Source organism: Geobacillus sp. YF-1, assembly GCF_052692335.1.
In genome coordinates this window covers 1,983,175-2,009,838 of record NZ_CP199850.1, presented here as the reverse complement: position 1 = coordinate 2,009,838, position 26,664 = coordinate 1,983,175, and the positions used below count along the sequence as shown (strand labels likewise).

At 48.6% G+C, this 26,664-nt stretch carries 20 protein-coding genes and 1 pseudogene; 20 read left to right on the top strand and 1 reads right to left on the bottom strand.

Going from position 1 to position 26,664, the window contains the following annotated elements:
• Positions 1-40 precede the first annotated feature (40 nt).
• The 3 genes from ACTVIM_RS09930 to cas2 are packed head-to-tail and all read left to right on the top strand — an operon-like array spanning position 41 to position 2,782.
• On the top strand, positions 41-1,540 hold the full coding sequence (locus ACTVIM_RS09930) for a CRISPR-associated primase-polymerase type A1 (protein ID WP_445612498.1): 1,500 nt from the start codon (positions 41-43) through the stop codon (positions 1,538-1,540).
• The gene (gene cas1 / locus ACTVIM_RS09925) at positions 1,537-2,532 is read left to right on the top strand and encodes a CRISPR-associated endonuclease Cas1 (protein WP_445612497.1); all 996 of its coding nucleotides are present in this window, start codon (positions 1,537-1,539) and stop codon (positions 2,530-2,532) included. Before ACTVIM_RS09930 ends, cas1 begins: the two co-directional genes overlap by 4 nt.
• On the top strand, positions 2,486-2,782 hold the full coding sequence (gene cas2 / locus ACTVIM_RS09920; RefSeq protein WP_445612496.1) for a CRISPR-associated endonuclease Cas2: 297 nt from the start codon (positions 2,486-2,488) through the stop codon (positions 2,780-2,782). Before cas1 ends, cas2 begins: the two co-directional genes overlap by 47 nt.
• Positions 2,783-3,478: 696 nt before the next feature.
• Here the strand turns inward: cas2 and ACTVIM_RS09915 are convergent.
• Positions 3,479-3,604: a hypothetical protein gene (locus ACTVIM_RS09915; RefSeq protein ID WP_268746079.1), complete on the bottom strand. Its 126-nt coding sequence runs from the start codon at positions 3,602-3,604 to the stop codon at positions 3,479-3,481.
• Positions 3,605-4,165: 561 nt separating this feature from the next.
• Here ACTVIM_RS09915 and cas6 point away from each other — a divergent pair.
• The 17 genes and pseudogenes from cas6 to ACTVIM_RS09830 all read left to right on the top strand — a co-directional run bounded on the left by cas6 (position 4,166) and on the right by ACTVIM_RS09830 (position 26,651).
• Entirely contained in the window at positions 4,166-5,116 is a 951-nt protein-coding gene (gene cas6, locus ACTVIM_RS09910) for a CRISPR system precrRNA processing endoribonuclease RAMP protein Cas6 (protein ID WP_445612495.1), read from the top strand.
• 11 nt (positions 5,117-5,127) lie between these two features.
• A complete protein-coding gene (locus ACTVIM_RS09905; RefSeq protein WP_445612494.1) occupies positions 5,128-6,843 on the top strand; it encodes a histidine phosphatase family protein in 1,716 nt (571 codons plus the stop codon).
• A 75-nt stretch (positions 6,844-6,918) separates the two neighbouring features.
• A complete protein-coding gene (csx2, locus tag ACTVIM_RS09900) occupies positions 6,919-8,244 on the top strand; it encodes a TIGR02221 family CRISPR-associated protein (RefSeq protein WP_445612493.1) in 1,326 nt (441 codons plus the stop codon).
• Entirely contained in the window at positions 8,231-9,100 is an 870-nt protein-coding gene (cmr1, locus tag ACTVIM_RS09895; RefSeq protein ID WP_445612492.1) for a type III-B CRISPR module RAMP protein Cmr1, read from the top strand. The genes csx2 and cmr1 overlap by 14 nt, the downstream gene beginning before the upstream one ends.
• Positions 9,097-10,893, top strand: a complete 1,797-nt coding sequence (gene cas10, locus ACTVIM_RS09890) for a type III-B CRISPR-associated protein Cas10/Cmr2 (protein ID WP_445612491.1) — start codon at positions 9,097-9,099, stop codon at positions 10,891-10,893. The genes cmr1 and cas10 overlap by 4 nt, the downstream gene beginning before the upstream one ends.
• On the top strand, positions 10,890-12,059 hold the full coding sequence (gene cmr3 / locus ACTVIM_RS09885; RefSeq protein ID WP_445612490.1) for a type III-B CRISPR module-associated protein Cmr3: 1,170 nt from the start codon (positions 10,890-10,892) through the stop codon (positions 12,057-12,059). Before cas10 ends, cmr3 begins: the two co-directional genes overlap by 4 nt.
• Positions 12,060-12,269: 210 nt before the next feature.
• On the top strand, positions 12,270-13,502 hold the full coding sequence (locus ACTVIM_RS09880; protein ID WP_445612489.1) for a hypothetical protein: 1,233 nt from the start codon (positions 12,270-12,272) through the stop codon (positions 13,500-13,502).
• Positions 13,503-13,596: 94 nt separating this feature from the next.
• A complete protein-coding gene (locus ACTVIM_RS09875; RefSeq protein ID WP_445612376.1) occupies positions 13,597-14,784 on the top strand; it encodes an IS701 family transposase in 1,188 nt (395 codons plus the stop codon).
• A gap of 148 nt (positions 14,785-14,932) precedes the next feature.
• Complete coding sequence (gene cmr4 / locus ACTVIM_RS09870; RefSeq protein WP_033019043.1) at positions 14,933-15,922, top strand: type III-B CRISPR module RAMP protein Cmr4; 990 nt, start codon at positions 14,933-14,935, stop codon at positions 15,920-15,922.
• Positions 15,923-15,945: 23 nt separating this feature from the next.
• Entirely contained in the window at positions 15,946-16,437 is a 492-nt protein-coding gene (gene cmr5, locus ACTVIM_RS09865; RefSeq protein ID WP_033019045.1) for a type III-B CRISPR module-associated protein Cmr5, read from the top strand.
• Complete coding sequence (cmr6, locus tag ACTVIM_RS09860; RefSeq protein WP_033019048.1) at positions 16,418-17,302, top strand: type III-B CRISPR module RAMP protein Cmr6; 885 nt, start codon at positions 16,418-16,420, stop codon at positions 17,300-17,302. Before cmr5 ends, cmr6 begins: the two co-directional genes overlap by 20 nt.
• Before the next feature lie 567 nt (positions 17,303-17,869).
• Positions 17,870-19,239: pseudogene (locus ACTVIM_RS09855) on the top strand (ISLre2 family transposase).
• Positions 19,240-19,914: 675 nt separating this feature from the next.
• Complete coding sequence (locus ACTVIM_RS09850) at positions 19,915-21,309, top strand: hypothetical protein (RefSeq protein ID WP_445612488.1); 1,395 nt, start codon at positions 19,915-19,917, stop codon at positions 21,307-21,309.
• 285 nt (positions 21,310-21,594) lie between these two features.
• Positions 21,595-22,437: a citryl-CoA lyase gene (locus ACTVIM_RS09845; RefSeq protein WP_445612487.1), complete on the top strand. Its 843-nt coding sequence runs from the start codon at positions 21,595-21,597 to the stop codon at positions 22,435-22,437.
• Between the two features lie 3 nt (positions 22,438-22,440).
• Positions 22,441-23,874 (top strand): aldehyde dehydrogenase family protein, encoded by a 1,434-nt coding sequence (locus tag ACTVIM_RS09840; RefSeq protein WP_445612486.1) that lies wholly within the window; start codon positions 22,441-22,443, stop codon positions 23,872-23,874.
• A gap of 18 nt (positions 23,875-23,892) precedes the next feature.
• A complete protein-coding gene (locus tag ACTVIM_RS09835; RefSeq protein ID WP_445612485.1) occupies positions 23,893-24,891 on the top strand; it encodes a zinc-dependent alcohol dehydrogenase in 999 nt (332 codons plus the stop codon).
• Positions 24,888-26,651, top strand: coding sequence for a thiamine pyrophosphate-binding protein (locus ACTVIM_RS09830; RefSeq protein WP_445612484.1), 1,764 nt, complete (start codon positions 24,888-24,890; stop codon positions 26,649-26,651). The genes ACTVIM_RS09835 and ACTVIM_RS09830 overlap by 4 nt, the downstream gene beginning before the upstream one ends.
• Positions 26,652-26,664: the final 13 nt, after the last annotated feature.

Below are 26,664 nucleotides of genomic sequence, written 5' to 3'. Positions count from 1 at the left end.
CTGTTTGTCTCTTAGGGCATGGAAATTATTGTAATGAAAAATGCTCATCTACAGTAATTATTTTATAGAGAAAAGATGGTTTGCTTTAGCCCAATGGTTTCACGATCCAACGCCTCCCTTATCACAGGAAAGAGAAGGGGGTAAAAGTTCCGAAGATCCTGCTATTTCGCAAGAAGATACTTTTTCGAAATTCCTTCATTTGTTTTCAGGAAAAGAAGATGGATTTTTGCTTGAAGTGCCCGAACAAGGCAAACGGGCGTTTTTGGACATTCCGCGTCCTCTGACTGTCGATGATGTGAGAAAACATTATGTTGGGGAAATCACGATCGTACAGTACATCATTCGTTCGAACAAAACGGTTTCGTACGCTGTGATTGATGTCGATATTCCTAAACATGTGCTTCATCAAATCGGGCATGAAGGGGAGGCGTTCGCGGCAAAGCGGAGCCAGGCATTGCGGGATGCACTTCGCCTTCGTGAAACGGCTCAGAAAAAAGGGTTTCCGTCTTATTTAGTGGATAGTGGATTTCGCGGTTATCATGTGTGGTTTTTCTTCAGCGAGCCGCTCATGTTAAAAAGCGCTTATGAATTTCTTGTGAAACTTACAGCAGAGACAGGAACGCCTTCAGATGGATTGACATGGGAACTGTTTCCAAAACAACGAAAACTGAAAGAAGGAGCGAAAGGCCAAGGGATTAAACTGCCTTGGGGAAAGCATTCATTGACGGGACGACAAGCTTGGTTTGTCGATAACAAGGGAGAACCGCTCACAGACCAACTCGGGGCCCTAGATCAAATCGCCGCGATCGAAAAACAGGTTGTCCTTCGATTCATCCAAGGGGGAACGTCATCTTCTGAACGCTTGCCGGTTCGACAGTTTACTCCTTCTCCGTCGGTGCTGGCGGTCGTACAAGGATGCCCGATTGCCAGCCATATGGTCGAAAAAGCGAAACAAACGAACTATTTGACTCATCAGGAGCGGCTGTTTTTGTTAAATGTGTTTGCCCCGATGGGCGAGGATGGAAAACGATTTATTCATCACGTGATTTCACATACATTTAACTACAACTTTCACACGACTGAAAAATTTGTCCGTCGCAGTTATGATAAGCCGATTAGCTGCATTCGCATTCGCGAGCATTTTCCGGGTTTAACTGCTCAGCTTGGCTGCCATTGCCAGTTTCATCTTGAGAAAGGGATGTATCCGACGCCGGCGCTTCATTCTCCGCAATTTCGTGCGGTAAAGCCGTTGGGGAGAAAGGATGGAGCGGCTGTTTTGGCGGAAACGGCCGCAGCCAAGGAAGAGAAGCCGACGGAGTCCCCTCTGCATTTCGACCGGCTCAAACATGTCAATGAACTGGTCAATAAAATGATTCAACTGCGCAAACATCAGCGAGGCATTCAGTCGAAGCTGAGAAACATTGAACAAGAATTGCGACAAGTGTTCACTGAGCTTGGCATTGACCGTCTTGAGATTGACCAAGGCTATTTAGTATGGAAGCGTGAAGGGAACAGTGATCGTTGGGTGATTGAACTGTGAGTACCATTTATATCACGGAACAAGGAGCGTTAGTGAAAAAAGCCGGCCACCGGCTTGTTGTCGTCCGCGGTGATACCGTAGTGGCGGAGCGCCATTTTCGGGATATTTCGAGAGTCCTGTTGTTTGGCAATGTGCAAATGACGACTCAAGCCATTCATCAATGTTTGCACTATGGCATTCAAGTGGCCTATTTTACGATGAACGGACATTATCGCGGCCAGCTTTCACCGATTTCCTCCTCTAATCTATATGTGAAAATGGCGCAAATTTCCCATTGGGAAAACAAACCGTTTTTGCTTGCGTTGGCGCGTCATTTGGTGGCCGGAAAAATTCGCGGCCAGCGGTATGTGCTGCAAAAACGAAGAAGAGGCATCTCATTGAAAAGTGAATTTTGGAGAGAATGTGACACACAGTTGCGGGCAATGGAGGATCGGGCCAAAACAGCAGAATCGATCGGGTCATTGCGGGGGATCGAGGGAACGGCAGCCCGAATATATTTTTCGGCTTGGGATCAGCTGCTGCCAAAGGATTTTCCGTTCGAAAAGCGGTCGCGGCGCCCGGCACTGAACGGTGTCAACAGCGCCTTGAATTTTGCTTATACGCTTTTGCTTAATGAAGTGAACAACGTTCTTGAACTGCAAGGCTTTGATGTGGTTCTCGGCCTGTATCATAGCGTCCGTTACGGAAGAATCAGCCTATCGCTTGATGTGATGGAGCTGTTCCGCCCTTTGTTTGTGGATCAATGGATTATTTTATTGGCACGGCAGCGGCAGATCCAAAACAAAGACTTTTATTGGAGCGATACGCAAGGAATGTATTTTACAGAGGACGGGAGAAAAAAGTTTCTTTCCCTCTACGACTCATGGCAAAAAGAGTTTGATTTGCGCGGAAAGTTGGAACATCTCTCATCAGGGTTGGAGAAAACGTTTCTAAAGGGGGAAACGCATGCCTTCAGCACCGCCATCCAAGAGCTATTATCTCGTTTGTTATGATATTGAAGATACAAAGAAGAGAAATAAGCTTGCTAAGTGGCTGCTAAATTACGGCATTCGAGTGCAAAAAAGTGTATTCGAAGCGTATTTGACGGCGGCCGAAGCCATGGAAATGATGGAAGGAGCCCGGCCGTGGATCGGGGAAGGAGATTCCTTGCGCGTGTACGAGCTAACGGTGGAAAGCTACGAAAACAAACAGGTCATTGGCACGCCTTTAGAGCATTTGCCGTGGAACAACTTGATCGTGTAGCGAGCAGCTCTGTCCGGGTTGCACACCCCAAAACAGCCGCAAAAACGGCAGGGGTGTGCAAGCCTCTTTTTCTTTCGATTCGCGAAATATAGTATTGATAGATCAACAGTTTGAACGTTTGACAGATTCGGTCAGCTGTAAAAGTTGACATAATCAATTTTTATGATTTGAGGGGATATGAGGGGTGTGCAAAATGGCCTCTTGCCGCCTTAGAGAATCAATGGTAAAATAAAGGTGCTGTTGAAAGAATTGGGCCTCGCGGAGAGGATTGAAACATTGAATTCCTTCTTTTACTTCAAAATTTTCTATGTGAGTTGAAAGAATTGGGCCTCGCGGAGAGGATTGAAACACGTTCCGACTTCAAATTGAAGGATTATTCCTTCTTCTTGTTGAAAGAATTGGGCCTCGCGGAGAGGATTGAAACAAAGTCATAGAGTCTTCCCATTGGAGACTTGGACTTGTATGTTGAAAGAATTGGGCCTCGCGGAGAGGATTGAAACAATCATCCAATGTGGCTTGAATTCGGTCACCCATAGATACAGTTGAAAGAATTGGGCCTCGTAGAGAGGATTCTTTGCCCCTTTGAAAAATGCTAGAAGGCCGGTGATTTAAGGGAGCAGGCCGCTTACCGGTCTCGTTTCTCAAATAGAAAAGCTCTGTCGCATCGGTATCGCCTTTTACACATTCCCCCATCGCTCAAAAGAAACAACCGTTTTTTTCCCAGCCTTCTAGGGAATGTTTCCCCTGTTTGTCCTCAGTTGACGCTTCACGCGGGATAAGGCCGCAGGAATCTTGAATCGTTAACGCCTTCACCTGTTTCATGTTCGATAGCTCCTAGGTTCAAAGATGTGTCGTTGGCTTGTTAAAGTGTACAGTTCCGTAAGCTGATGGGCTTCCGCTTATGCTAGGCATGTTTATTATGTTAATGTCCCCACGTAATGACGAGGCGATGGGTTGTGTACCCATAAGCTTGAAAGCAATATGGACAGACTTTTGCTTATGAAACAGCAACAAACTAGACACCTTATTTTGCCTCTAAAAGAAACGGGCTGTCACGTCGGCTTTTGGTGATGAGAGATGGAAAATGGGGAAGATTCTCCTAATTTGACGCAAAAATAATTAAATAATAGTGAAAATTAACTATTTTTATGGTATGATAACCATATCAATCTAGAAATTTCTTTGTGTGGGAGAATTGCCCTCGTGCGATGCAAGCAAGTTTTGAGGTGGGTTTGACTGTGTAGAGGGGCAGAAGGTGCTTAATGTTCTCTGCACCCCGCTGTTCGATTGTGCACATAAGGGGATGTTAGGTTTTCGCCTTAGGCGGTCTACGGCGGAAAATCAGTTCAAAATCAGCAAACGATTTTGATAGGAGAAAGCTGAATGTCAAGCATCATCGAGCAACTCGTAGATTCTTTTCCTTATATTCATTTACGCGTCGTGTTGGAGTGCCAGAGTGCCGGGTATATTTCGAAATACAAGGCATCGATGATTCGCGGGATCGTTGCGAGAGTATTTAAAAAGCAAGTTTGTTACGACATAGAAGCGGCTTGTAGCAACTGTAGCCTTAATGACAGCTGCATGTATGCGGCAGTGTTTGAGTCGCCGCACTATCTCGTTCATCGGCTGAATCGTGGTGGAACAGTGCCGCATCCATATATTATCCGATGCGGAGATGGCCGAACGTTTTTCCAAACAGGGGATCACCTTTCTTTTGACATGATTTTGTTTGGACGCTATGCTAAGGTGTTCGCCATCCATTTGCTTTCCAGCTTTGGCGGGATGGAACAATATGGATTTGGCAGGGAGCGGTTGCTCTTTCGGACACTGACAATCTATCAGATCCTTGATGCGAAGTCTATCGTTCTAATGGATGGCAACTCTATTGTTGCCGCGCCAAAAGAGAGCCGATTTCAGTATCAAGAACGGCCGTACGAGGAGGTTCGGCTTCAGTTTGTCACGCCGTGCCGCATGATCCGAAAAGGCAAGGTGCTGCGGAATTTTTCTGTTGAGGAGTTTTTATGGCAAGTAAGGCATCGTGCCTATCATCTTCTTTTATTGCACCATGAGCAGGGGGACACAGTTGCATGGGGCGATTTGCCCCTTCTTCATCAGAAGGACGTTGCGATTGTCAGCGAAGAATGGGAGGAGCTGTCCCGCTACTCGATGCGGCAACAGCAAAAAGTCTATTTAGGTGGCATCAAAGCAACGTTGGCGATGAGAAGGTCGAACGCGCTTGACCAATGGCTGCCGCTTCTTTCGTTTAACGAAAAATTTCATGTCGGCAAAGGGACGTCATTTGGGCTTGGACAGTATGAACTTTGGTTTCGCTAGGGGGATGCATGGTGAATAAAGTGAATGTGATTGCAACTGTCGGTATTTCGCTGTTAGGGGGATTAAAACGCCACAATATTTCGATGGATCTGCCTGATGAAGAGATCGTCAACCAACTTCTTCGCGTCGATCCTCATACGATCTGCGCCGAGGCTTCCTCGACTCTTTCCTTAATTCGGGATCAGCTGATCGAGGAAGAATCGCAAGATTTGTATTTATTGACTTCCGATACTCCTGATGGAGAAAGAATCGCTAGCATTTTGAAGCTTTACTTTCAATCGTTTTTCCGCCAAGTGCACGTGTTTGCGATTGAAAATTTAAATGGAGAAAAACCAGAGCTGTTTAAAAATGAAGGGTTAAGGAACTTAGTTAAAACGATCGTCCAAATCGTCAGGGTGACGTCGAACCGCGGGGATCGATGCGTCATTAACGCTACAGGGGGATATAAGGCGCAAATTTCGTTCGCCGGTTTGATCGGGCAAGTGTTGAAAATCCCTGTTTATTACCAGTTTGAAGGGTTCTCGTCGGTGATCCAGCTGCCGGAAATGCCCATTTCTTTCGACTATAAAATTTGGCTAAAGCATTTTCGGCTGTTTTGGGATTTATACCACCTTGGAGTCGTTTCCGTCAAGCTGTTGCCGAAGCATGTTGATTTGTCCCCTCTTAGTGGGTTAATTGAATACCAATCGAAAGAGCAAATTCGCCTCTCTTCGGTTGGCTGGCTTATGCACGAAGTATTATGGAACCAGTTTAAGGAACACGGGCGGCTGTATTTGCCTCCTGTCGCCGAGGATGGAGGACAGGAAGGAGAGCAAAAGTGGGGGAGCGATTTGCCGCTTCACTTGCAGACGGTGTTGCAGACGATCCAGCGGCTGCCGTTTGTGACATCTGTGCAAATTGTTGGAACGAAGGAGCAAGTCTCAGGACCAATGACGTTCATAGGACAGGGGGATTCTGGTATCATCCGCGGTTCTTACGGCCACGAACAAAAGACATGGCTGTTTGATATTCAAACAACTGCTGCTGATGAAATGCAAGTCAACGCGGCTGTTGTTGAATTGCATCAGCGTTTTGAGCCGCTTGTGCAAACTCCAAGCGAGAAAAGCGTGGAATTTATTTTAGTCCGTCATGGGCAGCACGTAGGTGAAAAAGAAGAGAGAATTGAAGGATGGGCTGATTTTGAGCTGACGGATGTCGGTCATAAGCAAGCGAAACTGGTAGCTCAATATTTGAAACAAAACTATCCTAGCATTGATGTACTGTACACGAGCTCACTGATGCGTGCACGCCAAACAGCTGAGCATATCGGAAGGGAATTGGAGATTCAGCCGCTTGTATTGGACGATTTGCGGGCGATGAACTACGGGAAGCCAAGCGGGCTGACGAAAAAGGAAGCGGAAATTTTATATCCTGTTCCGCCGAGGCAGGTAATATTTAACCGAGCGTATGACGGCGAATCCGAGCTTGAGTTTCACCGGCGGGTGATTGAGTTGTTCTATGAACTTGTCCATCGCCATCAAGGGCAAACGGTATGCATTGTCACGCACGGGCGGGCCATTAACGCCATTTTGAAAGAAGTCATGAACTTACCGCTTAGCCATGACTTCCGGGTCGATTCGGCCGATACGTCCATTCACCATTTCGTGATGCGGCAAAACCAAACGTTGCTCCGGTGTATCAACCATACAGATCATTTGGTAGCATTGCAGATGGATGCGGCAAAGTAACTTGTGACAATTGGAAATTATGTATTTCCTTGGTTTGACTATGAGAGATTCCAAGGGCGGCAGAGGGGGAGAAGAATGATCAAATTTTTATCCTTTTTAGGGACTGGTCGTTATTTGTCTGGCGTATACCATCTCGAAGGAATCAAGTCAGAGACAACACATTTCGTGCAAAAAGCAGTATTGGATATATTGCGGCAGCAAGGAATCATGGTTGACCGTGCGTATATTTTCGTCACGGAAAAAGCGGAAAGCACAAACTGGGCTGGTTTAGCTTCTGAATTAGAGCAGTTGCGCAAGCAAATGGACGGCTTTCGATATGACGCGGTGCGTATTCCGACAGCGGTATATCCGCAAGAAGTATGGGAGATGTTTGAAATCGTGACGAACGTGTTGGAAGAGGAGGATGAGGTGATTTTTGACATCACCCATTCATTCCGCTATCAACCGATGTTGGCGCTTCTTACTCTTCATTACGCCCGGATTACAAAACGTGTAAAAGTGTTAGGAATCTATTACGGGTTGTTTGAACAGGAAAACGGGGAACATCCAATCATTGATTTAACGGCCTTTTCCGATATGCAGGACTGGGTGACGAACGTATACTCCTATATCCAGACAGGCAATGCCAACGCTCTGAGTCAATGGGTGTTGGAGCGTGAAAAAATGATCCGAAACCAGGAAAAAAGGAGTACCGAAGATTTAAGCAAGTTAAATAGCGCCGCCCAGAAACTTAAAGAACTGACAAGTGCGCTGCAAGCGAGCCGTGCTCCGTTAGTATCGAAAATAGCAATGGAAGCGTCCCAATCATTAAAAGAGTTGCAGGAAGTCAGCGGCAGCTTGCGGCCGATGTTCCGTCCATTGAAAGTGCTGTACCAAAAAATGGAGGAAGATATTAGTGACTTGGCTGTTCAAGACGACATCTTGTCTGGTTTGGCTGCGATTGAGTGGTGCATCAACCATGGGCTCACACAACAAGCATATACACTTGCCAGTGAACTTTATACAACGGCCATATGTTTGAAATATAAATGGAATCCATACGGCAAAAAGGAGGAGGGGGAAGAGATCAGCAAGAGAGATTTAGTCGATCGGGCGTTGACTGCCGCGATGAAAATTATTGAAAAGAAACGTTCAATGGATCAATACCGCGAACAATATCGTGATGAGAAATATTTGTCACTGATTGAAATGGTGCTTTCACATAAACCGTTGCTTGATATATTGCACGAGATCAGAGATTATCGCAATGACTTGAACCACGGCGGATGGCGGCCGGCTCCGTTGTCAAGCGAAACGCTAGAGAAGAAAATAGTGGAACTGTTCGGCCAATATCGCTCTCTGTTGTTGGAATTTTGGCAAAGTCATGTTGAAAGTGGGGAGAACAATCTTGCTGCAAAATGAGTATACGTGTGAAATAATTACGCCGCTTGTCGCTAAGGGAGCCGACAAGAGCATACTGGAACTTCGCGCCTCGACTTTGAAAGGGGTGATGCGATTTTGGTGGCGGGCGTTGCATGGCCATCTTTCGTTCGAGGAACTGCGAAAGAGGGAAGGGGAATTATTTGGAGAAAGCGGCATGAGCCAATCCCCATTGACTGTTCGTGTTTGGAGTATTTTTCCTAGCGGAGAGACGTATTTACTTCCGCACAAAAAGCAGGTGAGAACGAGAAGTTACAAGTGCGGCCAGTCGTTCAAGGTGGTGTTGAAGGCAAGAAAACATCTAGAACTATATGATCGGTTATTCAAAATAGTTGTTCTGCTTGGGGGATGGGGGATGCGAAGCCGGAGAGGATTTGGGAGTATAACGATTAGGAAAATAAATGGGAATCCCTATGCCTTACCGAGCGACTTGCTAGGCATTAAGTGTTTGCTAGACGATTTTTATGACAAATCAGGCATCGCAAGGCCGATGATCGATGTGCGGGAGTCTGCCATTGTTGTTTCATCTAACCGCGATAATCGGTTTCCTTATATAAAGATGATTGAAGTAGGGGATGTGTGGACAAATGCTGATTCCCTCCTCCAAAGGATTGCTCAAAGTGCTAGCGATCATAATCACGAACATAAAAGAATTGCTAAGTCCGGCCGTCGTTTTGCTTCCCCTATCGTCGTTTCAGTTATTGAAGATCATTCCTGTCAAGTTAATCGGAGCGGCCGGCTGCGGCCGATTATTACGACGTTGAATTCTGTTCCACCTTTTTCTTTAAAAGGGGAGGTGGATCAGTTCCAAGCATTCAAGGAGGCGATTTTGACATGAACAGATCGCTGCTTTATGTGACCATCGGCCCGGTACAGAGTTTTATCGAGCAGGCACGGAAAACACAAGATCTTTATATTGGCAGCTTGCTTTTGTCGCATTTGTCGCAAACTGGGATGAATTTGATCCGTTCCGAGTATGGGGGGACGATTATCTTTCCCAATCCAGAGAACGATTCTGCTCCCAATCGATTTGTAGCCAGCCTTTCTGGGCATTATTCAATCGATGAAGTAGGTCGACAAGTCGAGCGGCATATTCACGAAGAGTTTATGAGAATTGGCAAAAGCTTGATTGGACCGGATAAACTCTCGTTTTTTGTGTCTGATTCCTTTCGACAGTCGTATTTTGAACAGCTAGAAGCCCATCTGCAAATTTTCTGGGTCGTTATCCCGTATGATGATTATCATCGCTCATATGCCAAGCTAGAAACATTGATGGGGCAGGTAAAAAACATCCGTCCGTTCCGCCAGATTGAGGAGCAGGGAAGAAAATGCAACTTGACGGGGGAACACAATGTATTATTCTATCGTAATCCGAGAGTGGATAAAGAAGGAAAGAGAAAGTTTTTTATCCCGGAAGAAGCGATCCCTTTAAATGGGGAGCGATACGTTTCCTATATCCGTGAAGGGGAGTATTTAGGAGCTCTTGGTTTTATCAAACGGTTTGCCTTTATGGATGAAGCATTCAAAAACAAGAAGATCCAATTTCCATCGACTGCTAAGGTGGCCATGCTCGACATCTTGACAGATGAGGAAATAGAAAACGATCATATCGATTATGCATATGTCTTTGACATACTAAACGAAAATCCACCAGCTAACGACATCACCGAGCAGCAGCGCAGGGAAAGCGATAAGCTCATTCAACGGTTGAAAGCAGAGAAGAAGCGACCGAACCCATACTATGCCATGATCGTATTTGACGGTGACAGCATGGGAGAGTGGTTCGGCGGGGGGAAACTCGTGTACAAAGAACAACTCGAAGCGTTCCAGCAAAAGTTTACGTTTTGCCTAGGGGAATACGCCAAATGGGCGAAACGATATTTGAACGGGTCAAGAGGAAAAACGGTGTATGCCGGCGGGGATGATTTGTTTGGCTTCATCAACCTCGGCTGTCTGTTTGAGGTCATTGACCAACTGCGGCAAGAGTTTGACAGGCAAGTGAACCAAAAGTTGCAGAGGGAGTTTGAGCTGAGCGGGCAGCTGACGTTTACGGCCGGCATCTGCATTGGCCATTATAAAGAACCGCTTGCAGACGTGGTTAGAGGAGCTCGTTATGCAGAAAAAATAGGGAAAAAAGTTGAACCGAAACGCCCCGATGAACAAGAAAAAGATGCTTTTTGCATCAGTGTCTTGAAAAGAAATGGGGAACATCTGATTTCAGCACTGAAGTGGGGCGTCTCCAGCCAAGAAAATGAAAGCACACCTCGATTGTTGCAGCAAATTCTTGCTTTAATGACAAAACATTTTTCCGATACGTTTTTGCAAGTGTTGTCCCGTGAATTGTTTGCCTTCACCCGGAAACCATTCCGGGGAATGATGGAGGCGGAGCTGAGAAGGCTGCTCAACCGAAGTTTCAAAAAGGTAGACGGGGTGTCTAGAGAGGAGACTGTTGAAGAGTTGCTCTCCCTGCTGATGAAATTGTGGAAGATCAGCGACTATCTTCCGACAATCAACCAAAAAGCAGTCGGAGTGCAGACAGAGAATCATTCCATTTTGAATTTTATAAATACACTGTATATCCTTTCGTTCCTTAAACGACATCAAGCTGATGGAAAGGGAGACGGGCAATGAGAGTTCTCATTCAGCCGCTTGACCTTCTCTTTGTCCGGGATGGGAAGCCGTTTTCGATGGGGGAGGATGTCACGGCTCAAAGCGTTTTTCCACCGCCGCCTAGCACGTTTTATGGGGCGTTGCGCAGCGCCTATTTTGGAACGAATCCAAATGAATTCACCCCCAGGCAGCTCAACACCGACGATGATCCTACTGTTTCACTGACGGTCAGGGGAGTGCATGTATATGACGTGGAAAAAAAGCACTTTATTTTTCCGATTCCGTTAGATCTCGTCATTAAGGAAGATGACAGCGAGAGGCAAGCATATGAATTACAAATGAAAGAAAGGAATTTTTCTTCAAACTATCCGTTTCGAACGATTCTCGCCCCGCCGGATGAACAAAACATGTACCGCTCGGCAGAAGGAAAATACATAAACGGAAAAGAGCTAAAAAAATATTTGCAAGGTTTAAGAAACAATGAGCATATTCGTTATTTGCCTCCGGAAGAGGGAGCGGACGAACAACCTATAGCCAAAACGGAAATGAAAATCGGCATTGCTATCGACCGCCGAACGAGAACAGCGGAAGAGTCCAAACTTTACCGTATGGGGATGAAGCGCCTTCATCCAGCCTATCGTTTTTTCGTTGATTTTGATGGGCTCGATGGGTTAAAAGATTCAGGACTGCTTCGTTTGGGGGGAGAAGGAAGAACGGCCTTTTACTCAAAAACGGAAATCGAGCCGCCTACGTTTGCGTGGCCTGACTATCATCCGAATTCTTCGTCCTCTCCCTCTAGGCAGCTCTTTAAGCTGTATTTTGCTGCTCCTACTTACTTTGCCAACGGTTGGCTGCCAAGTTGGATTGATCCGGAAACGATGTCCGGTGAATATCAGGGAATCAAGCTCGACTTGGTGACGGCCGCTGTCGGCAAGTACATGGCGCTTGGCGGATTCGATATGAAGGAGCGTTATCCTAAGCCGATGCGGCGTTTTGTTGGTGCAGGGAGCGTCTATTATTTCGCTGTTTCGTCTGAACACATCGAAGAGGTGACCACGATCTTTCATGGTCAATGCATATGCGATGAGCCCCAATGGACAAAGCCAACATACGCTCAACAAGGGTTTGGTCTTTGTTATGTCGGAAAGGTGGCGGCCAATGAAACGGATGAGACATCGGTCGTGTAGATGAAGGGAGTTATGAGGAGAAATTTGTAATCTCTAGAAGGGCGGTGATTTACTCGCGCAACCGCTTCCCAGCATCGTTTTTCAAATAGAAAAGCCTTGCAACAGTGCACACTTTTTTTCATCGACCAAAGGAAACCAATGTTTTTCACCAGCCTTCTAGGAGAATATCGATTCTTCATAAATCCATCTTTAGGAGGAATGAGCAGACTTATGAGGGAATTAGTCAAGATTATTACAACAGTTGGGAGCTCACTGTTCACTAACTTTGTGAGTGAGCAAAAGAGAATGCGGGAAGAGTACGAACTGCTGAAAGACATGTTGTACTGCTCGAATCATTGCCGAAAGTACAAGGACGAAATTGATGGGTGCCGTAATTGGCTAAGGGAATATGTCAAGAAAAACAAAGACGCCTCCGCTGAGTTAAGCAGCATTCGAAAAATTGCCGCCGAAATGCTAGACAAACAAGTTGAGGTTTGTTTATTGGCCAGCGAAACGATGTTGTCTTGGATCTCGGCTGAGATCATTAAAGAACAGTTGGAAACCGAAGGATATGTCGTTCACTTTGAAGTGGTTTCAGGACTTCAAGTAAAGGACGCCCTCAGATTTGAAAAAGAGGGTCTTGTCAATTTTATCGACAGGGTATGGTATTTTTCCAACGGAGGGTATAACGGTGTTTTGAATGTCACGGGCGGATATAAAGCTTTAATCCCGTATGCGACGATCTTGGCTCAACTTTATCAAATGCCAATGTACTATTTGTTCGGAGATACGTTTAGCGCTCAAGAGTCGTATCCGCTGCTTCGCTTTCCACAAGCGCCTCTAGCGATTGATTGGAATACGTTTGAAAAGTATGCGAGTGTAATTAGGGATTTACACGCAGGAATAGAGGATTGGGAAGAGTACAAACGAAAGCATAACATTAGCTACGACTTCAGTGCTTGTATTTCTACGACGGATGGAAAAGACGCCTTCTTGAATGCGATTGGCGAAATGTTTTATCGCATATATCAAAAGTTTCAACTCGTTTACGTCTTGCAAAATGGCCCGTTCTCGCAAGACGAGGCTCATCGGAATCGTCAGATTTTGCGTCAAGAAATAGGAAAACTGATATCCGCTTTAACTAACTATATCAAAAGCAATGGTTTAACAAAAGCAACAAAAGAAGAAATCGTTCAACGCATGACGATGCCAGAACAAACAGACGGAAAGGATGCGGGAGAGCTTGTTCACGCCTGCCGCCCAGGGGACGAGCATTTTATTTTTAAAGCCCCGCGCTCGGGCATAGAAGTGCGTCTGTTGTATTCGTTTGATTATGACCATATCCAAGAAAAGCTTACGAAAGTGGTCATTTATGATTTTCGCGTTGGCCAATTTAATCATAGCAGTTATATTAAGGAATTCCGCACATTTTATCAACTTACTGTAGATGAGCAAATTTGCTAACATAAATTGACAGCTAAACAAAAAAGGAGACATGAACCCAGCTCCTTGAGTAAAATAGATGTGCTCAAACTACCCACAAGGAGGTTCATGTCTCATGAATAGATTAGCACATCATCAAGGAATCCACAAGTTTTTCATGACGCTGGGATTGGCGCTTTATTTCTCGAAACCGGTCATCAAGCATCTCGTTCATATTGTGGATGCCTTGACTACCAAGGGATTTTCGGGAACATTGACCGATGTCCATCACTGGAGTTTTCATCCCAATCATCGAACCACGCTCAGCCATTTTTTCACGAAAAGCCCTTGGGATGAAGAGACGTTGCTTCGCAAACTCCAGCAATGGATCCTTCATCGCATCCAGCGAATCGCCAAACAGGAGAATCAACCCCTTTTTGTTTCGATTGATGATACGATTTGCCAAAAAACGAAGCCTTCGTCACGGGCTGCCCGCGCCATTCAAGGGTGTGATTGGCACTACTCGCACAAAGATCATCAATCCGTTTGGGGGCATTCGCTCGTTTGGCTGATGGTGCATACTTTCTCGCAAGCGTTCCCGTTCGCCTTTCGTCTGTATGACAAGACGGCGGGAAGAAGCAAGATCGACCTAGCGATCGAGATGCTTTCCTCGCTCAAGGGGAAACGGGCTCAGCCGGTGTATGTGCTCATGGATTCGTGGTATCCGTCCCAAGCGCTCATCGAAGCCTGCCTGAAACAAGGATTCCATGTCATCGCCATGCTCAAGACGAACCGGATTCTCTATCCGAAAGGTATCGCCATCCAAGCGAAGAAGTTCGCCCGCTATATCGAGCCCAACGACACCCACCTCGTCACGGTGGGGAAGGAGCGTTACCGCGTGTATCGCTACGAGGGAGCGATCCATGGCCTCGATGACGCGGTGGTGCTGCTGGCTTGGAAGGCGGATGAACCGATGACGCCAGATCATCTCCATGTCGTCTTGAGCACCGACCGGGAGCTAGGCGATGAAGAGATCTTGCGTTATTATGCCCAGCGCTGGACGATCGAATGCTTTTTCCGGCAGGCCAAAGACCAGCTGAAGCTCGATGGGTACCGTGTTCGTCACATTCGGGCGGTGAAACGGTATTGGGCCGTGGTGCTGTTCGCCTGCGTATACAGCATCGCCGAATCTCAGCAAGACCTCTCTTCCGGCCTGGAGCTTCTTCGGTCTCGGAAAGGGCACAGCGTCGTCGAGTTCATCTACGATGCCGCGAAGCAAGATATTCCCATTGATGTGATCAAAAAACAGCTCCATGTCGCCTAAGGGGTCCCCTGTTTGTCTCTTAGGGCATGGAAATTATTGTAATGAAAAATGCTCATCTACAGAACTTAACAAAGATCGTGAGTTAATTCCGTATTTGCTTGAGCCAAATAACTATATAACTCAATGAACTAGGAGGAGTTCAGTTAAGATGTATCAGTTAGCGAAACCGTTAATCTTCATCAGTGCAACCCCATCCCATGTTGGGGCGGGGACGGACTTAGGAGTTGTCGATTTGCCAATTCAACGGGAACGTTACACGGGATTTCCAAAGTACGAGGCTTCCAGTGTGAAAGGCAGCCTGAAAGATGCTTTTTATGCATTAGCCGCTAAAAGCAAGGAAGATGTGGCGGATCGTGCCGAACTTCAGCACCCGAATGGCCGATTCGGCAAAATAAACAAGCAAATGATTGAAGATGTGTTTGGAAAAGATGAACAGGCGGATCACGCTAGCGCTATTGCGTTCACCGATGCCCGAATTTTATTGTTTCCGGTCAAATCGCTGAAACATGTGTTTGTTTGGATTACGTGTCCGCAAATTCTCAGCCGTTTCAAACAGGAAATGCAGCTATGCGGGATTGACCTTTCCACATATGACCACAACCTCGAGGGAACAATCCCTCAAGGAAGTGATTTGATCATATCGGGGCAGGGGGTTTTGCTAGAGGAGTATTTGGTCAACGTTCAACAGAGCGATGAGTGCACCAAATGGGCAAACTGGTTTTCAGAGAATCTATTTCCTTCCTCCGATGAGTATCAGTATTGGCGCAATAAATTAACACGCGATTTAGTCATCGTTCCAGACGATGTATTTCGAGATTTTGTCATGTTGTCAACCGACATCGTGACAAGGGTGAGAATCGACCGGAGTAAAGGAATTGTCAAGGAGGGGGCTTTATTTACAGAAGAGTATTTGCCAGCTGAATCGGTTCTTTATTCACTGGTGATAGCCTCCCCTGTTCTGAAATCGAAAGACGAGGGGCTGTCTGATGAACGATTCGCGAGCGCGCAAGGGGTGATCGATTTCTTTGCACAGTTTTTGCCGAGAGTCATTCAAATCGGTGGCAATGAAACGATTGGCAAAGGGATCACTCGCACTCACCTTATCGAAGACGGCAGGAAACAGACGATTGAGGTCTAGTGAGAGAAGAGGGAGGAAATAAAGTGAGCAAGCTCATTGATATCGAACAAGAACGGGCGAAATTTGCCTACGATTGTGCGAGCTTTGGCATTTCCATTGCAGAGGAAAAGAAAGCGTACAATGATGAGTATTATTTTGATGAGAACTATGCATCTTACGTAAAAAAGATCCCGGCATTAATCAAAACGAACGGACTCAGCGCCACGTTTGCTTATGTATTTGCTAAAAGAAAAAAGGAAGACAAGAAACCAAACGGAACGGTAAAACTACCTGGAAGCAAAGATCATCCGAAAAATGCATACGATTTAATTTACGAGCAAACGCGGCGATGGCTGGCTGACAATCCTGTCGTTTCTTTCCCAGAGTTGAAGAGAAAAGACACGGAGCTTATGAAATTGCTGCTTTCTTTAAATTCCGAACAATATCGCCAAGTAACGTTAGAAATTTTGCGCCTTTTCCAATGGTTGCGTCGTTTCGTCGAGGGAGTGAAGTTAAGTGGTAAAATACCGTCCTAATGAAAAAAAAAATAAAAAACGGAATGACGCAAAGAAAAACGAGCAGATGTTTGTGGAGCGACTTTGTCTGCCAGCAGATACAAGAAGAGTATTGGTTACCGAAAATGATATTTTTTCATCAGGAGCCGATAATTATTGGCTTCAGTATCATCGGCTCGTTGAACAGCCTAATGACCAAGAAAAGGAACGACTACGTCCCTCAGTCTTCCACTTTAAGCCTGCTTTCCAACAGGAACTGTTTGACAACTTGGTCAAACGTCAAAAAAAGATCATTGCAGATAGTGGATGGGAAAGTCAATGGTTTCAAGTCAGTTTTGAATGGCGGCTGGCTCTCGGTTTAGGGGATGCATCTGTCTATGAAACATCCATTACCCTGCATCCGTTGTATGGGTATCCGTATTTGCCGGCTCAGGCCATTAAAGGCGTTTGCCTCTCTTATATGATTTTTGAATATTTTGATGGCGAGGAGAAGAAAGCGGAACAATCCCAAGCCTTCCGTTTCCTTTTCGGCGATCAAGACGAGCAGGGGAGTGTCATATTCACGGACAGCATCCCTGTGCAAATACCAAAAATCAAAGAGGACATCATTAACGTTCATTACAAAATGTATTACCAACAGCAAAAATGGCCTGTAGACTATGATACACCATCGCTTGTGTCATTCCCTGTCGTCGAGAAACCGAGATTCCAGTTTGGCGTTCTGTTGAAAGAAAATGTGACATTTACTGAAGAGCCATTTAGAGACGAAACAGCCACCCAGGTATTGAAGAAGCTTGTTTCCGGTGCATTTTCCGAGCACGGAATCGGCGCAAAAACGGCTGTCAATTACGGATACGGAATCGCGCAATCGATAGAAGGATGGTAAAAAACCAGTATCTCGCCCTGTCTGGGGCGCTTGGAAGGAATGGGAAGTGTAGCTGGTCAAATTTCTCTAACAGATAAAGCGTTGGATCCACATTTTTTCCTTTAGAGCACCAACCTTGATAGAAGAAGAGCGTAACATAAGCAGCAACTCTTTGAAAACTAGATGTAAATAACCATTCTTATTGCCATCGGTATGGCTCATTGCACACCCCAAAACAGCCGCAAAAACGGCAGGGGTGTGCAAGCCTCTTTTTATTTCGACTTACGAAATATAGTATTGATAGATCAACAGTTTGAACGTTTGACAGATTCGGTCAGCTGTACAAGTTGACATAATCAATTTTTATGATTTGAGGGGATATGAGGGGTGTGCAAAGTGTGAGTAAAATATTTGTGGGTGACGTTCAGGAAGGATCCCCGACGAGGGTTGCGAACTTTTGTTCGCGACGCTCGTCGGGGCCACCAAGCGAAGCGCGGTAGGAAAAAAGCGAATTTCATGCAAAAAGGACTCTCTCCCTGCTATGATAGTGATTGTTGACACCAACCGAAAACAGGAGGGAGAGAGTCCATGAAACATCTTACCACACAATGGCCTGTATTAAAAGAGCTGGAGGAACAATTGTTGAGAACCCTTCAAAACGTGTTTGCCACCGTGTTGGCGGCCCTTTTGGAGGAAATCGATCAACAACTGGCGGAAGCCAGGGACAAGCGCCGCTATCAGCTGAAAGACAAACGGCCGACCACCCTCCAAACGCTGTTTGGAGAAGTGACGTTCCGACGGAACTACTACTATGATCGGCAGGCAGGGGCGTATACCTTCTTGTTGGATGCCGAACTGGGCTTTGATGGAGCCCAATCGATCAGTCCTTGCCTCGAGGAAACGGCGGTCGAGTTGGCTGTAGAGTGCTCTTCCTACCCTACCGCAAAGCAGCCCGTACGTTGGAGGCGATCGTGGGGTATGCGGTCCTCAGCCATGAGGCGATTCGTCAGCTGGTGTTGGCGGCCCCTGTCTCGCTGCACCACCCTGTTTCCCAACGGCATGGCCGGGTGCTGTTGGTGGAAGCGGATGGACTGTTCATCTCCCGCCAAGGGAAAGGGAAACGGGCGAAAGAGCAGAAAATCTTGGCGGTTCACGAGGGATGGAGACGGAACGGCTCGCAACTGGAGCTCGTGAACCGGCGCCACTACCTCCATGAAGGGGCGGGGGACGTGTGGGAAGGGTTCGAAGCGTGGCTGATGAAGGAATATGCCTATGACCCGTGCCGGGACTTGTTGGTCATCAACGGCGACGCGGCATCTTGGATTACCGCCTGCCGGGAGTATTTCGGAAAGCGGGCGTGCTTTCAGTTGGATCGGTTCCATGTGGCGCGGGAGCTTCGTCAGTGTCTGTCCGGCCACCCGCGTTGGCGGGAGGTGCGGAAGAAGCTGGCGAAGCAAGACGAGGAAGGACTTTTGGTGGAACTGAACAGCGCCGTCGGTACGTTGGGGGACGAAGCCAAAGAAGAGCAGTTGGCCGAAATGATCCGCCGGATCGAGTCGATGCCGGGATGCATCCGGGACTACCGGGAGTGGCTGTCGGCGCAAGGGGTGGAGACGGCCGGCATGCGTCCGATGGGCCACGCCGAGAGCGTGATGAGCCGGTTCGCGTACCGGGTGAAATCCCGCCGCAGCTGGAAGGACCAAGGACTTTGGGCGTTTCTGAAGGCGATGGTGGCCCAAATCGACGGAATAGGGTGGAGAACGGGGCAGTTGGAGGAGGAAGAGCCCCAGAGTGTAGCCTCGGCCCCGACGAAGCTTGAGCGGATCAAACAGGCCAAACGGAAGGCAGGACGGTTGTTGGCGGAGGTGATGCGCCAGAACATCCCGTATCTTCAACAGTCATCGGGGACGCCGATCTACCAAGCATTGTCGGCGCTTCGCGATGGCGGATGGATGTAAAAAAATGGATCGAGCAAAAATCAGCTCAAGAAGAGGGATGAGAGTCCGAAAGCGCTTACGATATCAATTCCTAAAAATGGTCTACCAACCGGTGATTGACAACGCCCGTAGTAGACCGAAAAAATGTTCTCCACAAAGTCTTGACTGACTCGTGTGCAAAATGGCCTCTTGCCGCCTTAGAGAATCAATGGTAAAATAAAGGTGCTGTTGAAAGAATTGGGCCTCGCGGAGAGGATTGAAACCATCTCTTTCCCTGGGGAAAAATCCCCCAGGGAATATTTCGTTGAAAGAATTGGGCCTCGCGGAGAGGATTGAAACCCTTTTACGGCAAAGTCTTTTTTTCACTTCGTTGCTTTTCTTGTTGAAAGAATTGGGCCTCGCGGAGAGGATTGAAACAGTACGTTTTGTATTCGCAATATTTCATCCATTTTTTTCGTTGAAAGAATTGGGCCTCGCGGAGAGGATCTGAGTCGGCCATCCCGCCGTGGTTGCTTGGAAAAGGATGGCGCATTTTTCGGCGGTTTGGTCTATGGAACACCTAGGAAGGGCGATGTTGCCGTTTTCCTGGGTGTTTTTTGTTTGGAGGGAATGAACATGCGGGGGATGAAAGTGAGAAAAAGTCTGTCTTGTCTTGCGGAAGAAAGCCGGTTTATGATTGGAGAGAGGTGAGTGATCATGGAAGGAAGGAATCTAAAGCGCATGATTGGAACACTGCGGGTGCCGTTGTATACAGCGGTGGTGGTGGTGTATGTCGTCGCTCAGTTTGTTGATGCAGTGGTGATCCGCTACGTGATGGGGGGTGCGGCTGTTTTGGCACTGGCCGTTTCGGCGTTTTACGTTCGGGGAGTGTATGCGGTGTCAGGGACCGTTTTTTTCGTGCTGGGGGTCGGCCTGTTTCTTTATTATGGCGATTCGTGGTCGACGTTTGTCCTTCATTTTGAGCGGGTGTTAGGGCTATTGGCGCTGTTTTTCGTCCTGCCGTTTATGAACACGCTCATTCGCGTCGGGCGGTATGATCAAAGTTTAAGCCAATGGCTGCAATGGAAAACAGGGCGTGCCGCATCGCTATATCGGCGCAGTTTCAGTGTCTGTCATTTGCTTGGACTGTTTTTAAATATTGCGACCATCCCGCTTCTTGTCCGTTCGTTGCGGGCAGCGCTGCAGAATTGGGACAGAGGGAAGGCCGAGACGTTTTACGTGCGGAATTTGTTGCGGGCGTATGCGCTTTGTCTAACATGGAGTCCGATGGAAGTGATGATCAGCACGACCATTGACTTCACCGGTGTGCGCTATTATGAGGTCGCGCTGTTTTTGTTGCTTTTAGCAGTGACGATGGCACTGATCGATTGGGGAGTGGCAGGTGTTTCGTATCGCAACGATCCGTTGGCTGACAATGGGGAGGCGAATGGGGAAACGGTTGGTTCGGTTGGCAAAAAAGCCACCCAGTTGCTTGCGGTGCTCGTTGTGTTTACGGTGTTCGTTTCCTTGTTGCAACACTGGCTTGGCAAAGGCTTTTTGTTTTCGGTTGTTCTGTTGCTTGTTCCGTTTTGTTTCGGGTGGGCGCTGCTCGCGCGTCGGTTGAAACGGTATGGGACGATGGCACTTCGTCATTGGAAAGAGAGAACGGAAGGACTGGCCAACTACTTTTTCATGTTTTTAGGAGCTGGGTTGTTTGTGGAGATGCTGTCCCGGTCCTCGCTCCTTGTCGGGCTCGAAGGATGGTTTCGCGCGGGGGCGGAGCATGCCGTCTGGCTGTATGTCATGATTGCCGCTTACTTTTTCGTTACATCGTTCGTTGGCTTCCATCCGCTAGTCAGTTTAACGCTGCTGATGCCGCTGTTAAAGCCCGTTGTGGCGCTCGTTCCGGCGGTGCCGCTGTCGATTGTGCTCATTTGTTGCAGCTTGTCCACGGTGATGTACAGTCCGTACAATATTTCCGTTTCGCTGTTGGCCGATGAGCTTGGTGTCAATCCGTACCGCGTCGGGAGATGGAATATCGGTTTTGCGATCGCTTATATGGCGGCAGGGATTGGTGTCGCGATGGTCGCTGAAATGTTATTTCATCGTTGACAACGTTTTCAGCGGTGGATATAATGAAGATGAAGCTGCTGAATTTTTTGAGAAGTTCCAATGGTTTGACGTTAGATCGATCTAAAAGAAAATAGATTTCACTTCGAGTGATCGAGGGAAGACAGGAGAGAGAGCAAGAGAAAGTAAGCTTCGCCCTTGTCTAGATCGATCTAATCGTCAGCAACCGTTAGTTTAGATCGATCTAAATATAAGTTTCTAGCGTTTTTAGATCGATCTAATAGGCAAGTGGCTCGATCAACGCTCAGAAGGAGGGACAGCCTAGCCATGAAACAACGAAGCGCCCTCGATATGTATGCCGATGGGGCGGCATGGTGGGAAACGTCGATCAGCGACGTTCGCAAAAATGAAATTCTCGTTCGTGGTTATCCAATCGAAGAACTGATCGGCAACGTCTCGTACACGCAAATGCTTTATCTCCTATTATGCGGCGAGATATTGAGCGAGAAAAAAGCGAAGTTATGGGAAAGCGTCCTCGTCGCCGGGGCGGACCATGGTCCGCGCGCGCCATCAATTGCGGCAGCCCGCATGGCGGCGACGTGCGGTATTTCCTTTAACTCGTGCGTCGCGACCGGCATTAACGTGCTTGGCGATGTACACGGGGGAGCGGTGGAGAAAGCGATGGCGCTATTTTATGAAACGAGCGGGCAGATTGAAGCTCGCGGTGGAGATGACGCGATCAGCACCGTGGTCAGTGAACGGTTTGAACAGTTTCGGCGCGAAGGGCGAAAGCTGCCTGGATTTGGCCACCAGCTTCATGACGATGATCCGCGCGTCAAGCGGCTGTACGCGTTGGCTGAGCAGCTTGTGGAAGAGGGAGAGATCAGCGGGCGGTATTTAACGATCGCAGAAACGTATCGCTCTCAGCTCGAGAAGGCGAAAGGGAAAAAAATGACGATGAATATCGACGGGGTGGCGGCCGCGATCCAGTGTGAGCTCGGCGTGCCGGCTGCAGCGGCGAAAGGTGTGTTTGCTTTGTCGCGGGGAATGGGCATTGTCGCTCACGCGTTTGAAGAATGGCAAAACGGGGTGTTGATCAAAGGGCCGTGTCCGAACCGCAGCGATTTGGTCCGCTACACGGGGCCGGAGAGACGTCATTTTGAAAAGTAGGTGATGAACGTGAGAAAGGCGCAACTGTACATTAATGGAACATGGGTGGAAGACAACCGCGCGGTGGAGCCGGTGAAAAACCCGTATACTGGGGAAGTCATTGGTGAACAGCAACTGGCGACGCCCGACGATGTCGAAAACGCCTTAGCTGCGGCGTTTGCGGCGAAAAAAGAAGTAGCTCGCATTCCGGCTTATGAGCGGGCGCGCATCTTAAAAAAGGCGTCGGCGCTGCTTGAGGAACGGAAAGAAACGTTTGCCCGCTATATTTCCGAAGAACTTGGAAAACCGCTGAAAAATACGTTGGATGAAGTGTCTCGTTCGATTGAAACGCTCGAACAGTCCGCGGAGGAAGCGAAACGGCTGTTTGGGGAAACGATCCCTGGCGATGCCTCGGCGCGTGGGACGAAGGCAGTGGCGGTCACCTTCCGCGTGCCAGTTGGTGTAGTGGCGGCGATTACGCCGTTTAACGCCCCGTTGAACTTAATTTGCCATAAAATCGGTCCAGCCTTTGCGGCGGGCAACAGCGTCATTTTAAAACCGGCGCCGCAGACGCCGCTCATTGCGACGGAATTGTTGAAGCTGATGCTTGAGGCCGGTCTTCCGCCGCGCGCCATCAACATGGTGCTTGGCGGTGCGGAAGTCGGACAGCAAATCGTCAAAGATGACCGCGTCAATGTCATTTCGTTTACCGGCGGTGTGGTAGCGAGCCGCAACATCTGCGCGCTGGCCGGCATGAAAAAAGTATTGCTTGAACTTGGCGGCAATGCGGCGACGATTGTTCACGAAGATGCCGACCTCAAACGAGCCGCCGCGCTTTGCGCCAAAACTGGCTACAGCAACTCCGGGCAAAGCTGCATTTCTGTCCAGCGCATTTACGTACATGAGTCGGTCGTCGAGGCGTTTACCGACTTGCTTAAACAGGAAGTCGAAGCGTTGAAAGTTGGTGATCCGCTCCTGCCGGACACCGATGTCGGCTGCATGGTTGATGAACGGGCGGCGGATCGGGTGATGGATTGGATCGATGAGGCCATCGCGGGCGGGGCGACGCTTGTCTGCGGTGGAAAACGGCGCGGGGCGACGGTGGAACCGACAGTGCTCTTTAACCCGCCGAAACGAAGCAAAGTCGTTTGTGAGGAAGTGTTCGGCCCGGTTGTCAGCGTTATCCCGTACCGGACGATGGACGAAGCGATTGCGGAAACCAACGATTCTTCGTTTGGCTTGCAGGCGGGGCTGTTTACGAATCGAATGGATGTTGTTTATCAAGTCGCCGAAGCGTTGGAAGTCGGTGGGGTCGTTATTAACGGCACATCGAATTTCCGGTTGGATCACTGGCCGTACGGCGGCGTGAAAAATAGCGGCATCGGCCGCGAAGGCCCGCGGTATGCGATCGAAGAAATGACGGAAATGAAAATGATTGTATGGCAGTTTCCACAGTGATGATGGGTGGTGGACAACATGTTAGGGCTTTATGTCGCCAAGCCGAATGAGCTGGAATTGCGGCACCTCGATCCCATCCGTTCTCCGGTGGGGGATGAGGTGAAAATCAAGCTGATTTACGGTGGGATTTGCGGATCGGACCTCGGGGTGTTCAAAGGAAAACTCCCGCACGCGAACTATCCGGTCCGGGCCGGCCATGAGCTAGTCGGTGTCGTCGTGGAAAAAGGCGAACAGGCGGGGTATGACATCGGGACACGGATCGTTGTGTTGCCGAATACGTATTGCGGAACGTGCGACTTATGCCAAAAAGGGTTGACGAACATCTGCCGGCATAAACAATCGCTCGGCATTAACGTCGACGGTGGGTTTTCGCATGAGTTCGTCATCTCGTCGAAGTATGCGCTTCCTGTTCCTGATGATCTACCGAACGAAAAGGCCGTGCTCGTCGAGCCGTTTGCGGTTGTCGTGCATGCGTTGCAAAAGGTGAAAATCGAACAAGGGATGAAAGTAGCCATCATCGGCTGCGGCAATGAAGGGATGATGGCAGCCGTCCTCGCCCGCCATTGGGGAGCGGACGTGACGGCGATCGACATCAATCCGCTGAAACTCGAAACGGTGAAAGCGATGGCGGATATTCGCACATTTGCGCCGAATGCACTGGCCAATGAATCGTTTGACGTGGTCATTGAAGCAGCGGGTACGCGCGAAGCGGTCGAACAGGCAGTGGAGCTCGTCGCCCCAGGCGGTCATCTTGTGCTGATCGGTTTAGCGAATGAAGCGACGTTCCCGGTCGTGCGCCTCGTTCGCAACGAAGTAACTGTGCATGGCTCGATCATCTATCGCTTCCCGGATGACTATGTGCAAGCGATTCATTATTTGCGGACGATGCCGTATCCGATCGAGCGGGTGATTTCGTGCATTTTCCCGGTCCGCGACTATCAGCAGGCGTATGACTTGGCGTCATCTGGAAATGCGGGCAAAGTGGTTTTAAGTTTTCAAGAGGAGGAAGAGCGATGAAAAAAGGGGTAGCCGAACAGTTAGTCCGGTATTTGGAAGACCGCGGTGTCACGCATATTTTCGGGCTTTGCGGCCATACGAATATCGCGGTGTTGGCGGCGCTTGAGCATAGTCCGATCAAGTTTGTCAACGTCCGCCATGAACAAATTGCTGCTCATATGGCGGATGGCTATGCGCGGGCGAAAAAAGAAACAGCCGTCGTATTATGCCACGTCGGCCCGGGGTTGACGAATGCGGCGACAGGGGTTGCCAATGCGGCGCTCGACTCCATTCCGATGGTCGTCATCGCCGGCGATGTGCCGAGCCATTATTATGGGAAACATCCGCACCAAGAAATCAACTTGCATGCGGATGCGTCACAATATGAAATTTACCGCCCGTTTGTGAAGCGGGCATGGCGGGTCGACCGGCCGGATTTGTTCCCGGAAATTTTAGAAAAAGCGTTCCAGCTGGCGGAGAGCGGTCGTCCGGGTCCGGTGCTCGTCTCCGTACCGATGGATATTTTCTCAAAAGAGGTGGACGTGTCGCTGTTTGAAAAACAAAAGCGGCATACGAAAGCGTTGCATAAGCCGTCGATTGATGATGAAACAGCAAAACAAATCATTGAAAACATCATGCAGGCAGAGCGTCCGCTTGTGTATGTTGGCGGTGGCATTATGCTTGCCGATGCCGCGGAAGAACTGAAAGCGTTTGTCGAACACTTTGACCTTCCGGTTGCTCACACGTTAATGGGGAAAGGAGCGATGCCGGATGACCATCCGCTGACGCTGGGCATGAGCGGATTTTGGGGAACGAAATTTGTCAATGACATGTGCCGCAACGCTGATGTCATCTTCGCGTTAGGAACGAGATTTTCCGAAGCCGATTGCAGCTCGTGGGAGTCGGAGTATACATTCAACATTCCGGAAACGAAACTCATTCATATTGACATCGATCCGAACGAAATCGGACGCAACTATCCGACGGAACTCGGCATTGTCGCCGATGTCAAGCAAGCGCTTACCGTGTTGAACCGCGTGGCCAAACAAGTCGTGCCGCAAGGGCGGTCGGACGAAGCGCTGAAAGAACGGATCGCCAGCTATAAGCAAGAATTCCGGCAACAAAACGCACAGCATATTCGCGATGACAGCTATCCGATGCGTCCGGAACGCATTTTGCATGAAGTGCGGGAAGTATTGCCAAGAGACGCCATCATTACAACGGATGTCGGTTGGAACAAAAACGGGGTCGGCCAACAGTTCCCAGCGTATGGAGCAGGGACGATTTTAACGCCAGGTGGCTATGCGACGATGGGCTTTGGCGCTCCGGCGGCGCTCGGGGCGAAAATCGCCTGCCCGGATCGCGTCGTCGTGTCGCTCGTTGGAGATGGCGGATTTGGGCAAAATCCGGCGGTGCTGGCGACAGCGGCTGAGGAAAACATCGCCGTTGTTTGGGTCATTATGAACAACTACGCTTTTGGCACGATCGCCGGACTGGAAAAAGCGCATTTTGGCACGACACACGGAACAGTCTTCCAAAAAGATGGCCAACCGTATTCGCCGGATTATGCGGCCATTGCCCGGGCGTATGGCATCGAAGGAGTGAAAATCCGCTCAGCGGAAGAGTTTAAACCAACGCTCGAGCGAGCCATCCAAGCGAACAAACCGTTTGTCATCGATGTGGAAATGATCAACGTGCCAACGCCGACATCGGGCCACTGGAACATTATGGATATCTATTCCCCGGGTAAGCGTGTTCACCATGTTGCGGTTGAGCGGTAATGAGGAACATTGA